Annotated in this window: 18 protein-coding genes; 9 read left to right on the top strand and 9 right to left on the bottom strand. The window is 38.0% G+C overall.

Annotated features, from left to right (window positions below; genetic code table 11):
- Window position 1 precedes the first annotated feature (1 nt).
- Entirely contained in the window at window positions 2-1096 is a 1095-nt protein-coding gene (locus tag H624_RS0107425; protein ID WP_026867025.1) for an NAD/NADP-dependent octopine/nopaline dehydrogenase family protein, read from the bottom strand.
- A gap of 83 nt (window positions 1097-1179) precedes the next feature.
- On the bottom strand, window positions 1180-1533 hold the full coding sequence (locus H624_RS0107420) for a DUF2200 domain-containing protein (protein WP_026867024.1): 354 nt from the start codon (window positions 1531-1533) through the stop codon (window positions 1180-1182).
- Window positions 1534-1603: 70 nt separating this feature from the next.
- Between H624_RS0107420 and H624_RS0107415 the strand changes: the two genes are divergently transcribed.
- The 4 genes from H624_RS0107415 to H624_RS0107400 all read left to right on the top strand — a co-directional run bounded on the left by H624_RS0107415 (window position 1604) and on the right by H624_RS0107400 (window position 5084).
- Window positions 1604-2485 (top strand): SAP domain-containing protein, encoded by an 882-nt coding sequence (locus tag H624_RS0107415; RefSeq protein WP_026867023.1) that lies wholly within the window; start codon window positions 1604-1606, stop codon window positions 2483-2485.
- A 140-nt stretch (window positions 2486-2625) separates the two neighbouring features.
- The gene (locus tag H624_RS0107410) at window positions 2626-3804 is read left to right on the top strand and encodes a M20 family metallopeptidase (RefSeq protein WP_026867022.1); all 1179 of its coding nucleotides are present in this window, start codon (window positions 2626-2628) and stop codon (window positions 3802-3804) included.
- Window positions 3805-3819: 15 nt separating this feature from the next.
- Window positions 3820-4626, top strand: coding sequence for a DUF3100 domain-containing protein (locus H624_RS0107405; protein WP_026867021.1), 807 nt, complete (start codon window positions 3820-3822; stop codon window positions 4624-4626).
- Between the two features lie 2 nt (window positions 4627-4628).
- A complete protein-coding gene (locus H624_RS0107400) occupies window positions 4629-5084 on the top strand; it encodes a hypothetical protein (RefSeq protein WP_026867020.1) in 456 nt (151 codons plus the stop codon).
- A 42-nt stretch (window positions 5085-5126) separates the two neighbouring features.
- On the opposite strand, the gene H624_RS0107395 is transcribed toward H624_RS0107400, so the two are convergent.
- The 5 genes from H624_RS0107395 to H624_RS0107375 all read right to left on the bottom strand — a co-directional run bounded on the left by H624_RS0107395 (window position 5127) and on the right by H624_RS0107375 (window position 10420).
- On the bottom strand, window positions 5127-5528 hold the full coding sequence (locus tag H624_RS0107395) for a hypothetical protein (RefSeq protein ID WP_026867019.1): 402 nt from the start codon (window positions 5526-5528) through the stop codon (window positions 5127-5129).
- Window positions 5529-5657: 129 nt separating this feature from the next.
- Entirely contained in the window at window positions 5658-7310 is a 1653-nt protein-coding gene (locus H624_RS0107390) for a BCCT family transporter (RefSeq protein ID WP_026867018.1), read from the bottom strand.
- A gap of 325 nt (window positions 7311-7635) precedes the next feature.
- Window positions 7636-8517, bottom strand: a complete 882-nt coding sequence (locus H624_RS0107385) for an RluA family pseudouridine synthase (protein WP_026867017.1) — start codon at window positions 8515-8517, stop codon at window positions 7636-7638.
- A gap of 23 nt (window positions 8518-8540) precedes the next feature.
- Window positions 8541-8984, bottom strand: a complete 444-nt coding sequence (locus H624_RS0107380) for an SRPBCC family protein (RefSeq protein WP_026867016.1) — start codon at window positions 8982-8984, stop codon at window positions 8541-8543.
- A 32-nt stretch (window positions 8985-9016) separates the two neighbouring features.
- Window positions 9017-10420, bottom strand: a complete 1404-nt coding sequence (locus H624_RS0107375) for a YfcC family protein (protein WP_026867015.1) — start codon at window positions 10418-10420, stop codon at window positions 9017-9019.
- Window positions 10421-10776: 356 nt separating this feature from the next.
- On the opposite strand from H624_RS0107375, the gene codB reads away from it, so the two are divergent.
- The 4 genes from codB to H624_RS0107355 all read left to right on the top strand — a co-directional run bounded on the left by codB (window position 10777) and on the right by H624_RS0107355 (window position 14198).
- Window positions 10777-12057, top strand: a complete 1281-nt coding sequence (codB, locus tag H624_RS0107370) for a cytosine permease (protein WP_026867014.1) — start codon at window positions 10777-10779, stop codon at window positions 12055-12057.
- Window positions 12047-13309 (top strand): cytosine deaminase, encoded by a 1263-nt coding sequence (locus tag H624_RS0107365; RefSeq protein WP_026867013.1) that lies wholly within the window; start codon window positions 12047-12049, stop codon window positions 13307-13309. The genes codB and H624_RS0107365 overlap by 11 nt, the downstream gene beginning before the upstream one ends.
- Before the next feature lie 104 nt (window positions 13310-13413).
- A complete protein-coding gene (locus tag H624_RS12600; protein ID WP_156889163.1) occupies window positions 13414-13560 on the top strand; it encodes a hypothetical protein in 147 nt (48 codons plus the stop codon).
- Window positions 13560-14198: a DsbA family oxidoreductase gene (locus H624_RS0107355; protein ID WP_026867012.1), complete on the top strand. Its 639-nt coding sequence runs from the start codon at window positions 13560-13562 to the stop codon at window positions 14196-14198. The genes H624_RS12600 and H624_RS0107355 overlap by 1 nt, the downstream gene beginning before the upstream one ends.
- Before the next feature lie 26 nt (window positions 14199-14224).
- Here H624_RS0107355 and H624_RS0107350 read toward each other — a convergent pair whose 3' ends face one another.
- The gene (locus tag H624_RS0107350; RefSeq protein ID WP_026867011.1) at window positions 14225-15364 is read right to left on the bottom strand and encodes a glycerate kinase; all 1140 of its coding nucleotides are present in this window, start codon (window positions 15362-15364) and stop codon (window positions 14225-14227) included.
- A 115-nt stretch (window positions 15365-15479) separates the two neighbouring features.
- Here H624_RS0107350 and H624_RS0107345 point away from each other — a divergent pair, with 115 nt between their 5' ends.
- The gene (locus H624_RS0107345; protein WP_026867010.1) at window positions 15480-16472 is read left to right on the top strand and encodes an acrylyl-CoA reductase family protein; all 993 of its coding nucleotides are present in this window, start codon (window positions 15480-15482) and stop codon (window positions 16470-16472) included.
- A 148-nt stretch (window positions 16473-16620) separates the two neighbouring features.
- Here the strand turns inward: H624_RS0107345 and H624_RS0107340 are convergent, their stop codons facing one another.
- A complete protein-coding gene (locus H624_RS0107340) occupies window positions 16621-18219 on the bottom strand; it encodes a M20/M25/M40 family metallo-hydrolase (protein WP_035856385.1) in 1599 nt (532 codons plus the stop codon).
- Window positions 18220-18345: the final 126 nt, after the last annotated feature.

Below are 18345 nucleotides of genomic sequence, written 5' to 3'. Positions count from 1 at the left end.
TTTACAAACGATTGATAATTTCGTTTACGCTCAAATTAGATAGTCCAACTTTCTCAAGCGTTAAGCCTTCTTTATGAAAGTCCCTATTTAGTATTGTTCCTCCAATTGTAATGACTGCGTCAATATTCGGAGTCGGAACATCTGCTTCTCTTCCAAGGTCTGACCAAAAAACCAAGCCGTCTGCAATATCCTCAGTGAAGTATCTAGAGTCCACAGCAGTTGGTCCTTTAATATTTCCATAAACCTTACTCTCATTGAACAAAGTCTGTATATCATATTCATTGTTCTCGAAATATCCTCTGTTATAGCGACTCGTAATTGCATCTTCTAACTCAAAGCCAAAGGCTCTCCCAATAGCAATTCGTTCACTTTCTATTCCGCGTAATAATCTAACTGTATGTTCTGTAATGCCCTCTTTGTATAAGTAAAATTCACCATTCGAATAATCAATTCGTCCTGCATTAAGTAAAGAAGGGCCAGGGTGAACTTCAGGATTTCCGTTTTCCATGGTCGAGTGTAATACATTTTTAGCTGGTACTAAGCAGTCATACAACGTTTTACACTTATCAATTAACTCACTCGTTTTACTAGCTGGGAAGGCTGAGAAAAATAGTTTTTTTACTCTTAACCCAAGCTCAACTTTTGCTTCCGCTGGAAATGCACGTGTCCCGTAGGTTAAAGAATTTGTTTCTCCAATCTTAAGTTCTTTGTCAAAACCGAGCGCTCTAACTTTGTTTGTGAATCTTATTGCCCCCATAGCACCTGCCCCATTTAGCATTATTACTTGTTCTTTTTGAACAAATGGGGCAAGAGCTTCTGCCATATTTTCTATAGCAAATCCAGGGATTGTTAACATAATCACTTCTGCACCTTCAATAGCTTCTTTTATATCTGTAGTGACCTTATAGACAGGAACAAACTTGTCATTTCCATTCTCATGAAAATGTATACCACCTAGTTCCCTTATTTTTTCTAAATTACTAGCAAAACTTTCATTTTCATAAAGTGTAATTTCAAAGCCTCTATCAGATAAGTCCGCTGCTGCTGTGATTCCACCGTTTCCCGCTCCAATAATTGCTACTTTTTCAACTTTCATTTCAATTCCCCCTTATAAAGATAAGTTACACTAATCTTTATGAAAATAAAATAATTCTACAGAATATTCTGCAGAGTTATTGGCTATCCTTCTCTTAAAATTTTCTCCATCTTTTTACCTTTAGCAAGTTCATCAATCAACTTATCTATATAGCGAATTTCCTGCATTAAAGGATCTTCAATTTCTTCAACTCTTACACCACAAATAACACCTTTGACTTCACGTCTATTTGGGTTCATATTCGGTGCTTGATCAAAGAATTCTTCAAAATTAACACCTTTTTCGAGTTGTTCATGAAGTGCTTCATTCGAATATCCTGTTAACCAAGTGATAATTTCATCCACTTCTTCTTTGGTTCTATCTTTTCTCTCTGCCTTTGTAACATAATGAGGGTAAACACTAGATACTGCCATCTTAAAAATTTTATGCTCTGCCATATTACTTCACCTCGTTTAATTTTTCATCTATAATTATATCAAACATACGTTCGTAAAGGATGTGATATTATTGACCTTAAATGCAACAGATCTTTTATTCCTTCATCAAATAAAGGATAAGCCAAAACATGTGTTACAACGTTACTATTTTTGGTCGACAGAAGCTCAGTCTATAGACCAACGCTTAGAACATTTACTGTCTGCTGGTCATTTACACGAATCCACACATCTAGCTACTAAATTATCACAATTCACGATTCCTGTAATTAAAGAACTTCTCAGAGCACATGATTTAAAAGTGTCTGGGAACAAGGACATCCTATTATCACGCTTAAATGAGTATGATGGTGTAATTGACTTAAGTCATTTACAAGTAGAGTCTGTTTATATCGTTGATGAAAGTTTACAGGAACTAATGGAACAAACAAGATTTCTTGTTTATATGAGTATGAATGGCCCTTTGACAATTGATGATGCATATTCATTTTACCTTGATCACCCCACACTCACCAATTCAGAAGTCATTATCAAACTCCACGAAAAGGTAATCGCATCTCATCAAAATACTTACCAAGTCATTAAGTGTCATCTCCTACTATCCGATTACTACGATAAGGTACACCATAAACAGAGTAAAAGCCTCAATCATTTAAATTCTTTCACTTTACTCATCGTATTAGAAGCTATGAGGCGCTATCTTGAAGTGACACACACACCTGGGGAAATATTTTTTGATATTGATAACAACACCGTTGAAAAATACCGTTCATTGTTACTCATGAAACAATGGACAGTAAGTGACCTATATCAAGGGCTTCTAAGGGCAGGAGAAAATCTACCGTACAGTGATAAGGCAATCACTTTAGCAAGTCAATTTATTATTCGCTATATCATTAATAGTAATAAGGCAGAACAAGAACTGATTTCCGGTATTAAGAGCGGTGACGATTAAACATTGTCACCACTCTTAATTTGTTTTCTCTATAATTCATTTCTATACCCTCTAATTATTTCAGATTATTTTGACTTAACAGAAATTTAAGCATATAATTTGGCAATATAATTACTATTATAAAAAGGGGATTGATAGGAATGGAAACACTTTTTGCTAGTCTAGATGAACTAAACGAAGAAATCATTTCAATACGTCGACATTTACATCAACATCCAGAATTATCATTCGAGGAAGTTGAAACACCTAAATACATAGCTGAGTTTCATGAAGTACTTGGCCACGAAGTAAGGACAGGTGTCGGTGGTAATGGTGTCGTCGCTTACTTAAAAGGGGAGCATGACGGACCTACGGTTGCCTTACGTGCCGATTTTGATGCATTGCCGATTGAAGAGGAAACCGAGCTCGACTTCAAATCTGTAAACGAAGGTGTAATGCACGCTTGTGGACACGACGGTCATACCGCTACTTTACTCGGTGTTGCTAAGGCATTAAATAAACACAAGAATGAACTTCACGGTAATGTTGTATTCATCCACCAACACGCTGAAGAATTACCACCGGGTGGTGCGAAACCTATGATTGAAGACGGCGCCCTTGAAGGTGTTGATGTCATCTTTGGCACTCACTTACAAGCACAACTTCCATTGAATGAAATTGCCTACCGCACTGATGCCCTTCAAGCGTCGCCTGATTCTTTTGAAGTGAAGATTCTTGGTAAAGGCGGGCATGGTGCCATGCCTCAAGATACAAAAGATAGCATTTTAATTGCGTCTCAGCTCGTAAATAATTTTCAACAAATAGTTAGTCGACGCGTCAACCCGCTTCAGTCTGCAGTCCTATCAGTCTGTTCTTTTGAGGCAATTGGTCCTTATAACATCATTGCAAATACAGCTAAAATCAAGGGCACTGTGAGAACTTTAAATGAGGAATCACGTGAATTGATGGAGCAAGAAATGGAAAGGGTTATCAAGGGAACATGTGAACTATCCGGTGCAGACTACGAATTTAACTATGAACGTGGGTATCCAGTACTCATTAACCACAAAGAAGAAACTGAATTTGTCGTAAAAGTTGCAGAAACCGTACCTGATGTCGCCACTGTAAAAGAAATTGAACCGATTATGGGTGGAGAAGATTATTCATATTACTTACAAGAAGTTAAAGGCACATACATTTTTACTGGTGCACAACCAGATAATACAGATGATCCATATCCACATCATCATCCTAAATTTGATATTAATGAAAAAGCCTTACTCACAGCAGCTAAAGTACTAGCTAAATCGACTGTTGAATACATGAACCAAAATAAATAACAGTGGGGATATGTCATGGAGAATACTACACTAAACTTATGGAAAGATTGGCGCTTGCATGCTGTTGTCTTTGCCATCGTCATCATAACTGAGTTAATCGGTACGCATCAATTTCAAATTGGTCCAGGTACTGTTTTACTACTGCCAATGCTCTATGCTGTTGTTATCGGTCTAGCAACTTTCTTTACACCATTAATTAGTAAAGTTCAATCAAGTAAAGCTGAATCCTTAGTCTTTATGTCTGTCACCTTATTGATTGCAAAATTCGGTGTTCAAGCAGGACCTGCTCTACCTGAGTTGATTCAGGCAGGTCCTGCACTAATCTTTCAAGAATTCGGTAATTTAGCGACAATATTGATTGCCTTACCAGTTGCTGTGTTTCTCGGGTTAAAAAGAGAAACTATTGGTATGACACACTCAATTGGTCGAGAATCCAACTTAGCACTAATATCAGAAAAATATGGAGTCTCTTCACCAGAAGGTCGTGGTGTTGTATCCATGTATATATTCGGTACATTATTCGGTGCAATATTTTTAGGGCTGACTTCTGGTTTCTTTGCATCCGTTTTTCCGATTAGTCCACTATCATTCGCCATGGCAACAGGAATCGGTAGCGGGAGTATGACAGCCGCTTCACTCGGTCCGCTCGTTGCCATGTATCCTGATCAAGCAGATCTCATCACTGCCTATTCTGGAGCAAGTAATTTACTTACATCCGTCACAGGTTTATATATGAGTATCTTTATAGGTTTACCTTTAACTGAAAAATATTTTTCTCTAATGTCGAGAATTAAAAATAAAAAAGCCAAGGAGAGTGAGTAATTATGATTGGAAAACTAATAGATTGGACACTCACTCTCAGTATTGTCTCCATCATGACGCTCGTTGGTAATTTCATCGGTTATGAGGTCATGCCTTTAACAGCTTTACCCGGAATCATTACTTTAATGGTTATTGTTCTAATAGGAATGGTCATTCATGAAGCTTTACCTTTTAAGAAGCTACCTGCCATTGCATATATCGGGATACTTGCCTTTGTAGTTACGATGCCATTTTTCCCAGGTTCGGGAAAAATCGTCGCTTGGACTTCAGAAGTAAATTTACTTGCTCTAACTACACCGATTCTTGCCTATGCAGGTATTTCCATAGGTAATTCTTGGGTAGACTTTGCTAAGATGGGATGGAAAACAATCATCGTTGGTATGCTCGTTTTATTAGGAACTTATCTTGGATCAGCCATTGTCGCTGAGATAATCTTAAGAATACAAGGTATTGTATAAATAATTACCCGGAGCAAGTCATTGATATGCTCCGGGTAATTTTTATTCTTGAAAGTGATCTTCGATAAAGGCCTTGTAGCCAATCACTTTTTGTGTGTCGTAAAACGTTTTAAATAACTCAACAACTTCTTCTAGTGTTAATGCTTCCTTATGATATATCTTCCCAAATTCCTCTGAGTCTTTTGCAGGGAGCGCTTCAAATGAGTAGTATTCCTCATCTTTAATACATTGAATTGTATCCACTTCTAGGTTGTAGTTAACAAAGGATAAGGTCGCAAAACTATCTTCTGAATCCACAACATCATGTACAGCACTTTCTACTTGTGTCCATGAAGGATTTTCATAATCATCTAAACCGGTGGACAGCTCAACGTAGGGCTCACCATTCTTTAGTTGTTCATCATCTATTTCATCTTCATTTTTTAGGAAGCCAAATATTCCCATAGAAAACACTCCTATATTCTTACTGTATTTAAACAGTCTTTATTTCTTATATATTCCCCTTTTTATTTAAGTTAATCATAAAAAAAACTGCTTGGCTTAATTAAGCCAAGCAGTGAAACAATAACTTTACTATTTATTTTCTTCTTCGCTACCATCATCTGCAAGGTGTGGCGCAATTTCATCTGGTAATGTTTCTTCGAAAGCTTCTCTTCTTTCTTCAAGTTCTTTCTCAGTTTTTACTCTATGAGAATCTTTATAAAGTAATTGTTGTCTTTCTAATTCGATAATTCCATATTCACTCCGCAAGGCTTTATATAGAGAAATACCGAGCATGGCAACAATGAACGTGAATGGGAAGGCTGCGATTAACATCGCCATTTCTATGGCTGATAAACCACCAGACCATAATAGTACGATAGCAGTGCCAGCTAAGATACCACCCCAGATTAATTTAACTTTAAGCGGTGGGTTTAATGAACCGCCAGTTGTTAGCATACTAATTACGAAAGTACCACTATCAGCAGAAGTAACAAAGAATGAAGCGATAAGTAGTATCGCAATACCCATAATCACTGGTGCTGCGGGGTAATTTTCTAAGAATGCAAATAGGGCAACTTCATTACCTTCTGTTTCAATTAAGCTATAAATTCCGCCACCTAAGATGTTATCTGATTCAATACCAGCAACACCGAAGATCGCAAACCAAATCGCACTAAAGACAACTGGTACACCCATCACACCAACGATGAACTCTCTAATTGTTCTACCGCGTGATACACGTGCGATGAAGCTACCAACAAAGGCAGCCCAACCGATCCACCATGCCCAGTAGAATAGTGTCCAGTCATTTAAGAATGAACGCTCGCCTGTAAATGAATTCATGTTAAATGTCATACTGACTATGTTATTAAGGTAGTTACCTAAGTTCGTCATAAATGCTTCTAGCATTTGTACAGATGAACCAAAGATAAATACGAATAACATTAAGGCTATCGCAATAATGACGTTACCAATACTCAAGTAACGGATACCTTTATTGACACCTGTAGATGCAGAAATCATAAAGGCTACAGTAATAATTAGGACGATAATTGTCTGCGTCCAAACATTGTTTTCAATGCCGTCAAAGCTGTAGCTAAGACCTGCTGTGATCTGAGTTGCACCAAGTCCAAGTGATGTTGCGATACCGAAAATTGTACCGAATACTGCTAGAGAGTCGATACCTGTACCTAACCACCCTTTAGATCGTTCACCAATTAAAGGTGATAAGGCTGAACTCATAAGTAGTGGTGCATTGTGTCTGAAGTTAAAGTAAGCTAGAGACAGACCCACTACTGCGTATACACCCCAAGGGTGAATTCCCCAGTGGAACAGTGTATGCATCATAGATTCTTCCTGAGCAGCAATAGAACCAGGCTCTGCCGATGGTGGGTTGTGGAAGTGAGTTACAGGTTCGTTAACACCGTAGAACACTAAACCAACACCCATACCTGCTGTGAATAAGAATGAGAACCAAGTAAAGTAACTGTACTGTGGTTTTTCATCCTGTCTACCTAAACGTATCTTACCGTATGGGCTGAAAACTAAATAAATCGCAAAAATAACAAAAGCTGTCATGCCCAGCATGTAAACCCAACCAAGTTGGTTAGAAATAAAATTGTTAATTACACCAAGAACTGAACCAACATTTTCTGGGAAAAATGCACCCCATAAAATGAAGACAGCTGCTAATGAAACAGAAACGTAAAAGACCGGTGTGAGTACCGATTTTTTTTCTTTCATAAAAAAGTATACCTCCTGTAAATATAGTTTCTGTGATTAAGACAAAACAAAAACGCCAGTCTTAAAAATGATAGTTTATCGTGCTGTATCGTGAAATTTGGGAACTGAAACTTCCCTAAAAAAAGAAAATAGAAATGTTACATGAAAAATCATGTCAAAAACTGCAGTGAGTGCATCTCACAGCTAAAAAGGATTTTACTTGACTTAAAATAAAGCCTTGGACAACTTGTAATGCTAACACAGTTATATCGAAATTAAAACAGTTCTGAAACAATTATTTATAATAATTACAAAAAGCCAAACCCCAATACGGTTTGGCTAGCTTCTATTTAAACCCTCTTGTAAAACTGCTAGGTGGCTTTGATTCAAACCTCAAAGACTTTCCACTAGTTGGGTGTTTAAACTCTATAACACTTGCATGAAGACCAAGGCGATTGATTGGTTTGGTTGTTGATCCATATTTTTTATCGCCTACTATTGGATGGCCAATCGTTTCCATATGCACACGGATCTGATTTTTTCGTCCCGTCTCTAAGTTGACTTTTAATAGAGAAAATCGACGATTTTTTCTCATCACTTGGTAATGAGTAATTGCTTTTTGCCCACCATTGTCTTTAGGACTTGAATGCATTTTAAAGGTCTTATCTTCTTTAAGCCAAGAAGTAATCGTCCCGTCTTCTTTAACTTGGCCCTCTACTAAGGCAATATAAGTTCTTTCACTTACGATGTCTTTCCAGTTATTTTGTAACTTTTGTTGTACTACACGTGATTTTGCAAATATCATCACACCTGAAGTATCTCTATCTAAACGATGTACTATAAATATGCGATTGTTTGGTCTGATACTCTGTACATAATCCATTAACATTCTAAAAGCTGTCGCTTTTTTCTCGAGTTTAGAGCCCATAGTTAAGAGTCCATGTGACTTTTCAATGGCAATAATATCATCGTCTTCATAGACAATCTCTATGCCTTTCATCTTAACATCAGGCGATGCGGCACGGTCTCTTAAGGTGACGACATCACCCTTTTTCAAGCATTCATCAAACTGTGTCGTCGGTTTACCATTAATAGTAACTTGGCCTCGTTTTAACATTCCTTTGACTGTACTTCTGCTCTTATTTGGCATCACTTCAAATAGGTATTCAAGTAGTTCGTTATTCTTTTCTACTGTCCATTCGGTATTACCTTTATTCTTATTCTTCATTTAATAATAATCCCTTTCATTGATCAGGCTGATTTATCTTCTAGATATTTAACTAATTTATTCATTTCTTTATTCATAACAGCCTTCACAATAGGTTTCACTGTCATTACAAACATTCTGACTCCCATTTTACTATCGATGCTAGAGCGTACAGTTAGCTCTGAATATTCTCCATTTGGAACGATATTAAATAACGTTGTAATAACGCCTTGTTTAAGCTTAGTTTTCATTGTAATACTACGATTCTCGCTGTATTCAACTATTTCATTTCTAAATCTGTATGTCTTATTTCTAACGCCTAGCGTTATTCTAAATTTTGTACCCTTAGCACGTTTTTCTTTCGTATTATACTCAACTTCCTTTAGGATGGTGAATATGTCTATTAATTGATTGTCATCATTAATTACACTAAAGATATCATCTGCAGATGCATTAACCTTTTCATTTCTATAGCTATAAATTTCCATCTAAGCCCTCACCTGTATCATCGTATTTAAATCTAAAATGGTCCTAGATTTATCAATGTTGCTACCACTAATAGTATCATAGCAATGACTGACCAGATAATAAATAACGGCAAGAACCACTTTGCCCATTTAATCCACGGTACACCCGCAACAGCTAAACTCGCCATTAGTGTGCCTGACGTTGGAAAAAGTGAGTTAGAGAAGCCATCGCCAAACTGGAATGCAAGTATTGCGACTTGACGGGTCACCCCTACCATATCAGAAAGTGGTGCTTGAATCGGAATCATAATTGCAGCCTGTCCACTGCCCGACGGAACAAAGAAGTTAAAGATTGAGTTCATGATGAACATACCTATTGCTGTTGCAACAGGAGGTAAGGCAGATAAAGGATCTGATAGCACACTAACTAATGTATCTAAAACCATGCCGTCTTCCATAATAATGAGTACTGCTCTTGCTAAACCAATGATTAAGGAACCGTATACGAGTCCTTTACAACCTTCCAAGAAAGTTAAGGTAATTTCATTATAGTTCATCTGAGCAATCATACCTGCAATAATTGCAACGATGATAAACAAGGCAGCCATATGATTGGTCGTCCATTGGAACTGGATCACTGCAAATATGAAGAAGATTAAGGCTAGAGCAGTCACAGCCAGTATCCATTTATGTCTTATAGTAAACTTTTCTGTGTTCTTAAATTCTTCTGCTGATGCTTCAACACCCATAATACTTTTTGTAGGGTCATTCAATATTTTTTTACAGTATCGCCATGTAAACCAAATCGTTACAGCAGTTAAAATCACAAAGGCAATCAATCTAAACAGCATTCCCGAAAAAGGTGGTAGTTCAGCTATATTGTGTGCAACACCCACTGTATATGGATTTAAGAATCCTGCTGAAAAACCAATAAAGGCCGCATTAAATGTAATTGCAACTGCTACAATGGCATCGAGTTTTAACGCTTTTGCTAACATTACCCCAATGACTACAAATGCGATGACCGAGTTACCTAATGCACCAACCGCACCGCCGATTGCAAAGAGAACAATAATCGATGAGATTAATAGAAATTCTCTCCCTTGCATCTTATCAATTGCAGAATATATTCCTGCCTGTATAGCACCTGAGCGATTAATGACTTCGAACATCCCACCTGCAAATAGAACTAGAAATATAATATCCGCACTCTCTATCATCCCAGTTTGAATCGCTAAAAAGACATCCATTAATCCTGCAGGTTCACTTTCAACCGTTTCATATGTATCGGGTACAATCGTCGTTACCCCGTCAATTTCCTCTCGTTCAAATGATCCTGCTGGCATTAAGTATGTGGCTAGAACCGCAAGCAACATTACTCCAAATACTATGACATATGTATCCGGAAACTCCCATCTTTTCTTCAATTTCTTGTTTTTTGATGAATTCACCGACATTCATTCACACTCCTTAGTTAAATGATTGTTTCTATATTACCATATGATGAATTTATAATTAAACTTTATTATGCATATTTAAACGTAAAATATTAAGTAGACAGTTCAACTTTTATATGTAATACTATTCATGAACTAAATACTGGTGCCTTTAACTCAGTCCAGAGAGACTGACAAGGACAGCGCTTATAATATCGATTCGGTTAAACATATCCTAATTCTGGGTGTTTAATCTTCTTTATTATAGAAATCAGCTTCTTGTCTTCTTTCGGGCAAGAAGCTTTCTTTTTGTCTGAATGAAACAAGTTGTGCCCTTTCGGCGCCAGTTTCTTAAATAAGAATCTGGAGGAATGAACATGTCTATTCAAGACAAAGAATTTTCACTTACAGCAGTACCTCAGTCTAGCCGTAAAGGATTTTGGAACATCTTAGTCGTTATGGTATCACTCAGCTTTTTCTCTGCCAGCATGTGGTCAGGTGGGACACTAGGAGAAGGTTTATCTCTTTTGAACTTCATTTGGATTGTCCTAGCTGGTAATTTAATTCTCGGTTTATACACCGGATCTCTCGCCTATATCTCAGCCAAAACTGGTCTCTCTACTCATCTACTCGCTCGCTATGCCTTCGGTAAAGAAGGTTCCTACATTACATCATTTTTACTTGCAGCCACGCAAGTGTGTTGGTTCGGTGTTGGACTTGCCATGTTTGCCGTCCCTGTCTCAATGGCAACAGGTGTCAATGTCTACATACTCATCGGTGTCTTTGGAACCTTGATGACTATTTCATCTATATTCGGTCTTAAAGCTCTTGCCATCCTCGGTTTCATCAGTGTCCCTACAATTGCAGTCTTCGGAATTTATTCAACATCAGATGCAGTTGCCTCAATGGGCGGCATGGAAGCACTTATGGCCTATGAGCCAAGTCAAACCATGAGTATCGCTCTCGCACTCACAATCTGTGTCGGTTCATTTATCAGTGCAGGTACTTTAACGCCTGACTTCACACGCTTTAGTAAAACTGCTAAATCAGCCGTATCATCTACAGTCATTGCTTTCTTTATCGGTAACTCATTAATGTTCTTATTTGGTGCCATCGGAGCAATGGCCTTTGGTATCGCTGATATTTCAGAAGTCATGATGTTACAAGGACTCATGATTCCAGCCATCATCGTCTTAGGATTAAACATCTGGACAACGAATGATAGCGCCCTTTACGCATCAGGACTTGGCTTTGCAAACATCTTTAAGCTACCTAAGAAGTATATTGTTGTCTTCAATGGTTTCTTAGGGACAATCGCAGCAATGTGGTTATACAACAACTTTGTGGGTTTCCTAACCTTGTTAGGTTCAGCCCTACCTTCAATCGGAGCCATTATCTTAACGGATTACTTCATCGTAAGAAAAAGACAATATGCTTCAATTGAAAGTGCTAACTTTAAAGCCTTAAACCCTGTCGCAATAATTGCTTGGATTGCCGGTGCTCTTCTAGCAAACTTCGTACCAGGCATTCCACCATTAAATGCTCTAATCGGCACAAGTGTCATCTATGCAGTCGGCATGAAATTAGCGGAGATGAAAGCACCAGTTACAGTTAAAGCACCGCTTAAAGGAAAGGATGAAATAGCACGTGAATATTAAGAACGCAACTTTAAGAGGACAAGAAGGTCTATGGAATATAGAAATTGAAGACGGAAAATTTAAAACGATCACTCAAGATCAGCTAGAAGAATCAGAGGATAGTATCGATGTGAAGGGTGCTTTAGTTTTACCCCCCTTCATAGAGCCGCACATTCATTTAGATACGACTTTAACTGCAGGAGAACCTGAGTGGAATATTAGTGGTACCTTGTTCGAAGGCATTCAGAGATGGTCTGAGAGAAAGGAATCACTGACTATAGAAGATGTTAAAAGTCGTGCGAAAAAAGCAATTAAATGGCAGATTGCTGGTGGCATTCAATACATTCGTACACATGTTGATGTCACTGACCCTGAACTGACTGCACTTAAAGCGATGATCGAAGTCAAAGAAGAGTTAAGTGACTTTGTAGATATTCAGCTCGTTGCTTTCCCGCAGGAAGGGATTTTATCGTATCCTAATGGGAAAGAAATTTTAGAAGAAGCAATAAAACTTGGCGCTGACGTTGTCGGTGCGATTCCTCACTTCGAATTCACTCGAGAGTATGGTGTAGAATCTTTAAAAATCGCCTTTGACCTAGCTGAAAAATACGATAAACTCATCGACGTTCACTGCGATGAAATTGATGACGAACAGTCGAGATTCGTTGAAGTCGTTGCGAATGAAGCTTACCAACGTGGTTTAGGTGAGAAAACAACTGCGAGTCACACAACAGCAATGGGCTCATATAATGATGCCTATACAGCGAAATTATTCCGCTTATTAAAGATGTCTAATATAAATTTCGTGTCTAATCCTTTAATCAATATTCACTTACAAGGTCGTTTTGACTCATATCCTAAACGCCGCGGCTTAACACGTGTCAAAGAACTTCAAGCTGCAGGCATGAACGTGTGCTTTGGTCATGATGATATTTTTGACCCTTGGTACCCACTTGGAACAGGTAATATGCTACAAGTCTTGCACATGGGAATCCATGTCGCACAGCTTATGGGCTACGAAGAAATCGTCAATTCCATCGATCTCATTACTAAAAATAGTTCCAAGACCTTACACATCAAAGATCAGTACGGTATTGAAGTCGGTAAACCCGCAAACTTTATCGTGTTGAATGCGGATAATGAGTACGATGTCATTCGTAAACAAGCAGTGGTGATGCACTCTTATAGAAATGGTAAACGCCTTGTGACAACTAAACCGAGTGAAACAACTATCGATCTAGGTGCTGAAGAACTGATAGATTTTGAAAGATAAGATACATCCTGTCTACTTAGTGTAGGCAGGATTTTCGTCTTTTTGGGTTCACCCTGTTAAACTATCCTTAGTATAGAGAATTACTTTATGAAAGGAGCATATCAATGACAAATAAAGAACAAGAAAGAAAAGTAGATAGTAAGATTCAAACCATAGAACCTATGGATCTTGGAAGTTCACAAGGCATGGTGTGTGACTTTGAAACGGGTGTATGTGGTTCAATTAATGAAGAGAAAGAGGAAAAGAAATAATGAAAATTACAATTTGGTCAGATTTCGTTTGTCCGTTCTGCTATATCGGGCAAGCTAACTTAGATAATGCTTTAAGTAAATTTGAACATAAAGATGATGTTGAGATTGAGTACAAGAGCTTCCTTCTTATGCCTGATGCAGAACATAAAGAAGGCGAAAGCTATGCTCAAACATTTTCCAAATTAAAAGGAATACCAATCGAACGCGCGGAAGGTATGCTAAACCAAGTAACAGAGACCGCTAAAAATGCAGGTGTTGAAATCAACTATGACATCGCTAAATTAGCAAGCACATTTAAAGCGCACCGTGTGTTCCAATACGCACGCTCTGAAGGTAAGGGCACACCATTCTTTAAAACTTTCTACAAAGCCCACTTCACTGAAGGTGAAAATCTAGATGACGATGATACAATCATTCGCTTATCAGAGTCTATTGGCCTAGATACTGATGGTATTAAAAATGTATTAGCTAGCGAAGACTACAGTCAAGATGTTAATGTCGATATCTCACAAGCATCACAACTTGGTGTTCAAGGTGTTCCTTTCTTCTTAATCAATGACAAATACTCAATCTCCGGTGCACAACCACCAGAACTATTTGAAGAAGCACTAAACAAAATCTATGCAGAAGAGCAGTAAAAAGTAGGTGTTAAACACCTACTTTTTTATTTGCCTATTTTTAAGAGTCTCATGATCTGACTCGTTGTTCTTGTAATATTCTTCTTAGTGACCTCACTATTCATAGCTTCTTCTAGTGTCATTGGCTGACTTTGGATTGAGAATATTGCGTCCATCCCTATAGCATTTAAGTCGTAAGCATCTGCCGATAAACTCCCGGCAAGTCCGATGAAGGGGACTTGTTTATCTTTGGCAATCTTTGCAATACCTACAGGCACTTTACCCATTTTTGTTTGGGCATCTAATTTACCTTCACCACTAATGACTAAATCAGCATCTTTTATTTCATCTTCAATATTCAACATATCTGAGATTAATGACACACCAGTTTCTAATTTCCCTTTGAGATAACTATGAAAAGCTGCACCTAAACCGCCTGCTGCACCACCACCTGGTATCTCGGATATATCTATATTCATTTCCTCTAATGTTTTATCTGCAAAATTTTTAAGTCCTTGATCTAGACTTGCTAAGTTATTTTCTTTAACACCTTTTTGTGGTCCAAATATATAAGTTGCACCTTGTTCACCGTACAAGGTGTTATTCACATCACAAGCAACTCTGAAGTTACAGATATCAAACTTAGCCGCTTCATGTGTTTTAATGATTTTATGGATTTGGCTTAAATATTTACCACCTCGTTTAATATCTTTACCACGCTCATCTAGAAAGCGGTAACCCATTGCTTGTAACATACCGACACCACCATCGTTCGTAGCACTGCCACCGAGTCCAATAATGAAATTTCTTGCCCCTAAGGCATGCGCATAATCAATCAACTCACCCAGCCCATATGAAGTGGCTTCATCAGGATTTAATTCATCTTGACTCAACAAGGTGAGTCCTGAAGTCGATGCCACTTCAATAATCGCAAGGTTTTTACTCGGCACTAACCCCAATAGCCCAGTTACTTCTTGGCCTATTGGTCCTGTTACTACTTTTTCAATTTTTTGCCCATGTAAGTTTTCTATTAGAATATCTGTCGTACCCTCTCCACCATCTGCCATTTCATAAGTTTTTACTCGAGCTTCACTCATTACAGATTCTATTCCTTGTACGACGGCTTCATTGGCCACTTTAGATGAAACACTACCTTTAAATGAGTCCATTGCTACAACTATTTTCACAATCACCACTCCTTTTCTATACCTTACCATTCATTTTCTTGTAGCTGAATCGATTAAATGCATTCTTCAACTTATATTAGTACACTAGATTTAAATCAGATAAAGGAGGTTGCTTATGAATTCGTATAAAGCTTTAGTGGTCAATCAAGCAAATGAAGGTACAGATATGAGCATACAGTCTATAGAGAGGAAAGTCTTAGGTCACGGTGAGGTTTTTATCGATGTGTATTATTCGAGTGTGAATTATAAGGACGGTATGGTAGCTGCTCTAGGTCAAATCGCAAAAAAATTCCCTCTCACACCCGGCATTGATTTAGCAGGTGTTGTGAAGGAATCCAATGATTCGCGTTTTAAAGTTGGTGATGAAGTCATTGCTACGAGCTATGACATTGGTACAAAAATCGATGGTGGGTATCAAGAATATGCAACAATTCCCGGTGAATATGTCTTACCACTTCTTGATGGTTTAACTTTAAAAGAAGCAATGATTCAAGGTACAGCAGGCCTGACTATCGGCATTGCTATCGATAAGTTAGAAAATGTTGGTGTTCACCCAGATCGTGGTGATGTACTCGTCGCCGGTGCTTCAGGCGGTTCAGGAAGCTTAGCTATTCAGATGTTACATCATTTAGGTTACTCTGTCGTTGCAAGTAGTGGCTCATCTTCACGTATCGAATATTTAAAATCGATTGGTGCTGAACGCGTCATCGACCGAGCTGAAGTAGAAAATGATCATAATCAACCCGTCAATCCACCACTGTACCAAGCAGCAATTGACCCTGTTGGTGGTAGTACGACAGAATATATTTTAAAAACGCTAAACCCAGAAGGTGCTGTCGTCACTTTTGGCCTTGTTGGTGGTACAGAAGTATCAACCAGTGTCCTACCATTCCTTGGGCGAGGTATTCATTGGCTTGGAGTAAACTCAGTACATTATCCTATGGAAAAAAGACAAGAGGTTTGGCAGCGACTCGCCACTGATTTAAAAATCGACCTAGAGCGTGATGACTTGGTTAATGAAGTCAGTCTTGATGAGCTACCTCAAGCACTCCACGATATTATTGACGGTAATTTACAAGGTCGCACCATCGTGAATTTGAAATCATGATGCAATTTTAGTTTAGCTGGAGTTATCACTGTGAGCTATGATGGTGATAACTCCGCTTAATTTTTTTCACTTATCACCGTTTCCATCCTTTTTGGTGATCACTCCTTATTTTTTATGGCACTTATCACCGATTCATCAACCAAGCCCTCTATTTAACAGACTGAATAACCGCTTTTAACACCACTGGCATCATTTCAAAGGCATTCTTTTTATTAAGACGCTCTGACATCTTATGTGCATCTTTACCAAATGGCCCAATATTCATAACTGGCGCATTCAAAATCTTCATCTCTTTAAATGGAATCTGATAAGACTCTCCCCAGAGCGGCGCGTTTTGCATAAATACTTCCCAGCCATTATCGTCGGCTCGATAGTTGACATAACTCAAATCGGAAATACCATTAAAATAATACTTATTCGTCACATCGTAATCAAAATTTTGTTTAAAGGTTGTCTTAGTGACCTCAATCAGATTCTGAACTAAAGCATCATCTGAGGAATTCACCGCTGGCATATAAGGTGGCGCAAACATTAAGATTGTTGCTGGTGCAAGCTCCTGACAGTATTCCATCAAGCGGTCAGCAATCAACAAGGTCATTTTTCTGAAATCACCTTGTTCTTTTTTAATGACAGAATCAATTAATGCATCCGCCTCTTCTTTACTATATTTATCGATAAAATACTCCAATACTTCTTGATATTCCATAACACGAATACATGTGAAAGGCTTGATTCCATTTGCCTCAGCAATTTTTAAGTAATCCGTTCGACACTGATTCATGGCATCTTCAGCAATTTCCTTAAAGGTACCCATAACATCTCTTGCCGTCTGTTCCATCGTGACCACATTATATAAGGAATAGGAATGATGGGAAGTTTGAACATCATAATTATCTTTAAGATCATTAGACTGTAAACAAATCGGTAGCGGTGTTGTCTCTCCGTCAAATGATTCCTGGAAACGATTAGTAAATTCCATCTCTTTGTTTAAATAAGCTGATAAGTAGTGAGCTGTAATACCATTTAAAGGTTCCCCTGCGTGAGTCGGAATTCCATAAAACAAAGCAGCTGGCATAATTTTTCCAATAGTTCCGGAGTATACATAATGATTATTATCTAGTGGTTGCTGAGTGAATGACGGTTCACCATTTAAGAACAGACGAATATTTAAGCCGTATTCCTCTTTCAATTGCACCAAGCCAGGCACTGCACAGAGCATACCCGCTGAACTGACTTCTTCGTCAGGTACCGTGACCAGGCAAATATTAATCTCCCATTCTTCTTTAATTGCCTGCTCTAAAATATGTATATGTAAGGCAAGCCCAGCTTTCATATCCATAATGCCACGACCAAAAACAAATTCTCCTGATTCTAAATCAGCTTTCGCTTCTTCAGTTAGCAACTCAGTTTGTTCCTTAAAGGTCGCCGTTAAATGTTCAGGATCAAATGCAAGTTTAGAAAGCTGCCCATATTCTTTTACCCCTACAGTATCAAAATGACTGATTAGTACGACCGTATCGACCGCGTCATCATTTTTATATAAGGCAGTTAAAGCATTGCGGCTATTTCCAGCATCGAATAAACGAATTTTATCTTCCGCTTTAGAGAAATAATCCAGTTCCTTTAACTTTTCTTTTAACTTATGTGGAAAGTCGATCTCACCCTGACTTCCAGATAAACTATCCCAAGAAATTAATTCATATAAGAGAGATTCTATATCCTCTGCTTTTTGCCATAAATATTCCAAATTAGACACCCCTTTAAAAACCATCTGTCATCTTTTTAATCTATCATACCTGTCTTTTTTAAAATATGCTTGTATTTCCTAGGGAATAACAACATATAAAGCATTTTTATTTCTAATTTAAAATAT

It is taken from the genome of Jeotgalicoccus marinus DSM 19772 (assembly GCF_000425825.1).
In the GTDB taxonomy this organism is placed as follows: domain Bacteria; phylum Bacillota; class Bacilli; order Staphylococcales; family Salinicoccaceae; genus Jeotgalicoccus; species Jeotgalicoccus marinus.
Note: the sequence above shows the minus strand (reverse complement) of the source record. Positions and strands in the feature narration are given on the sequence as shown.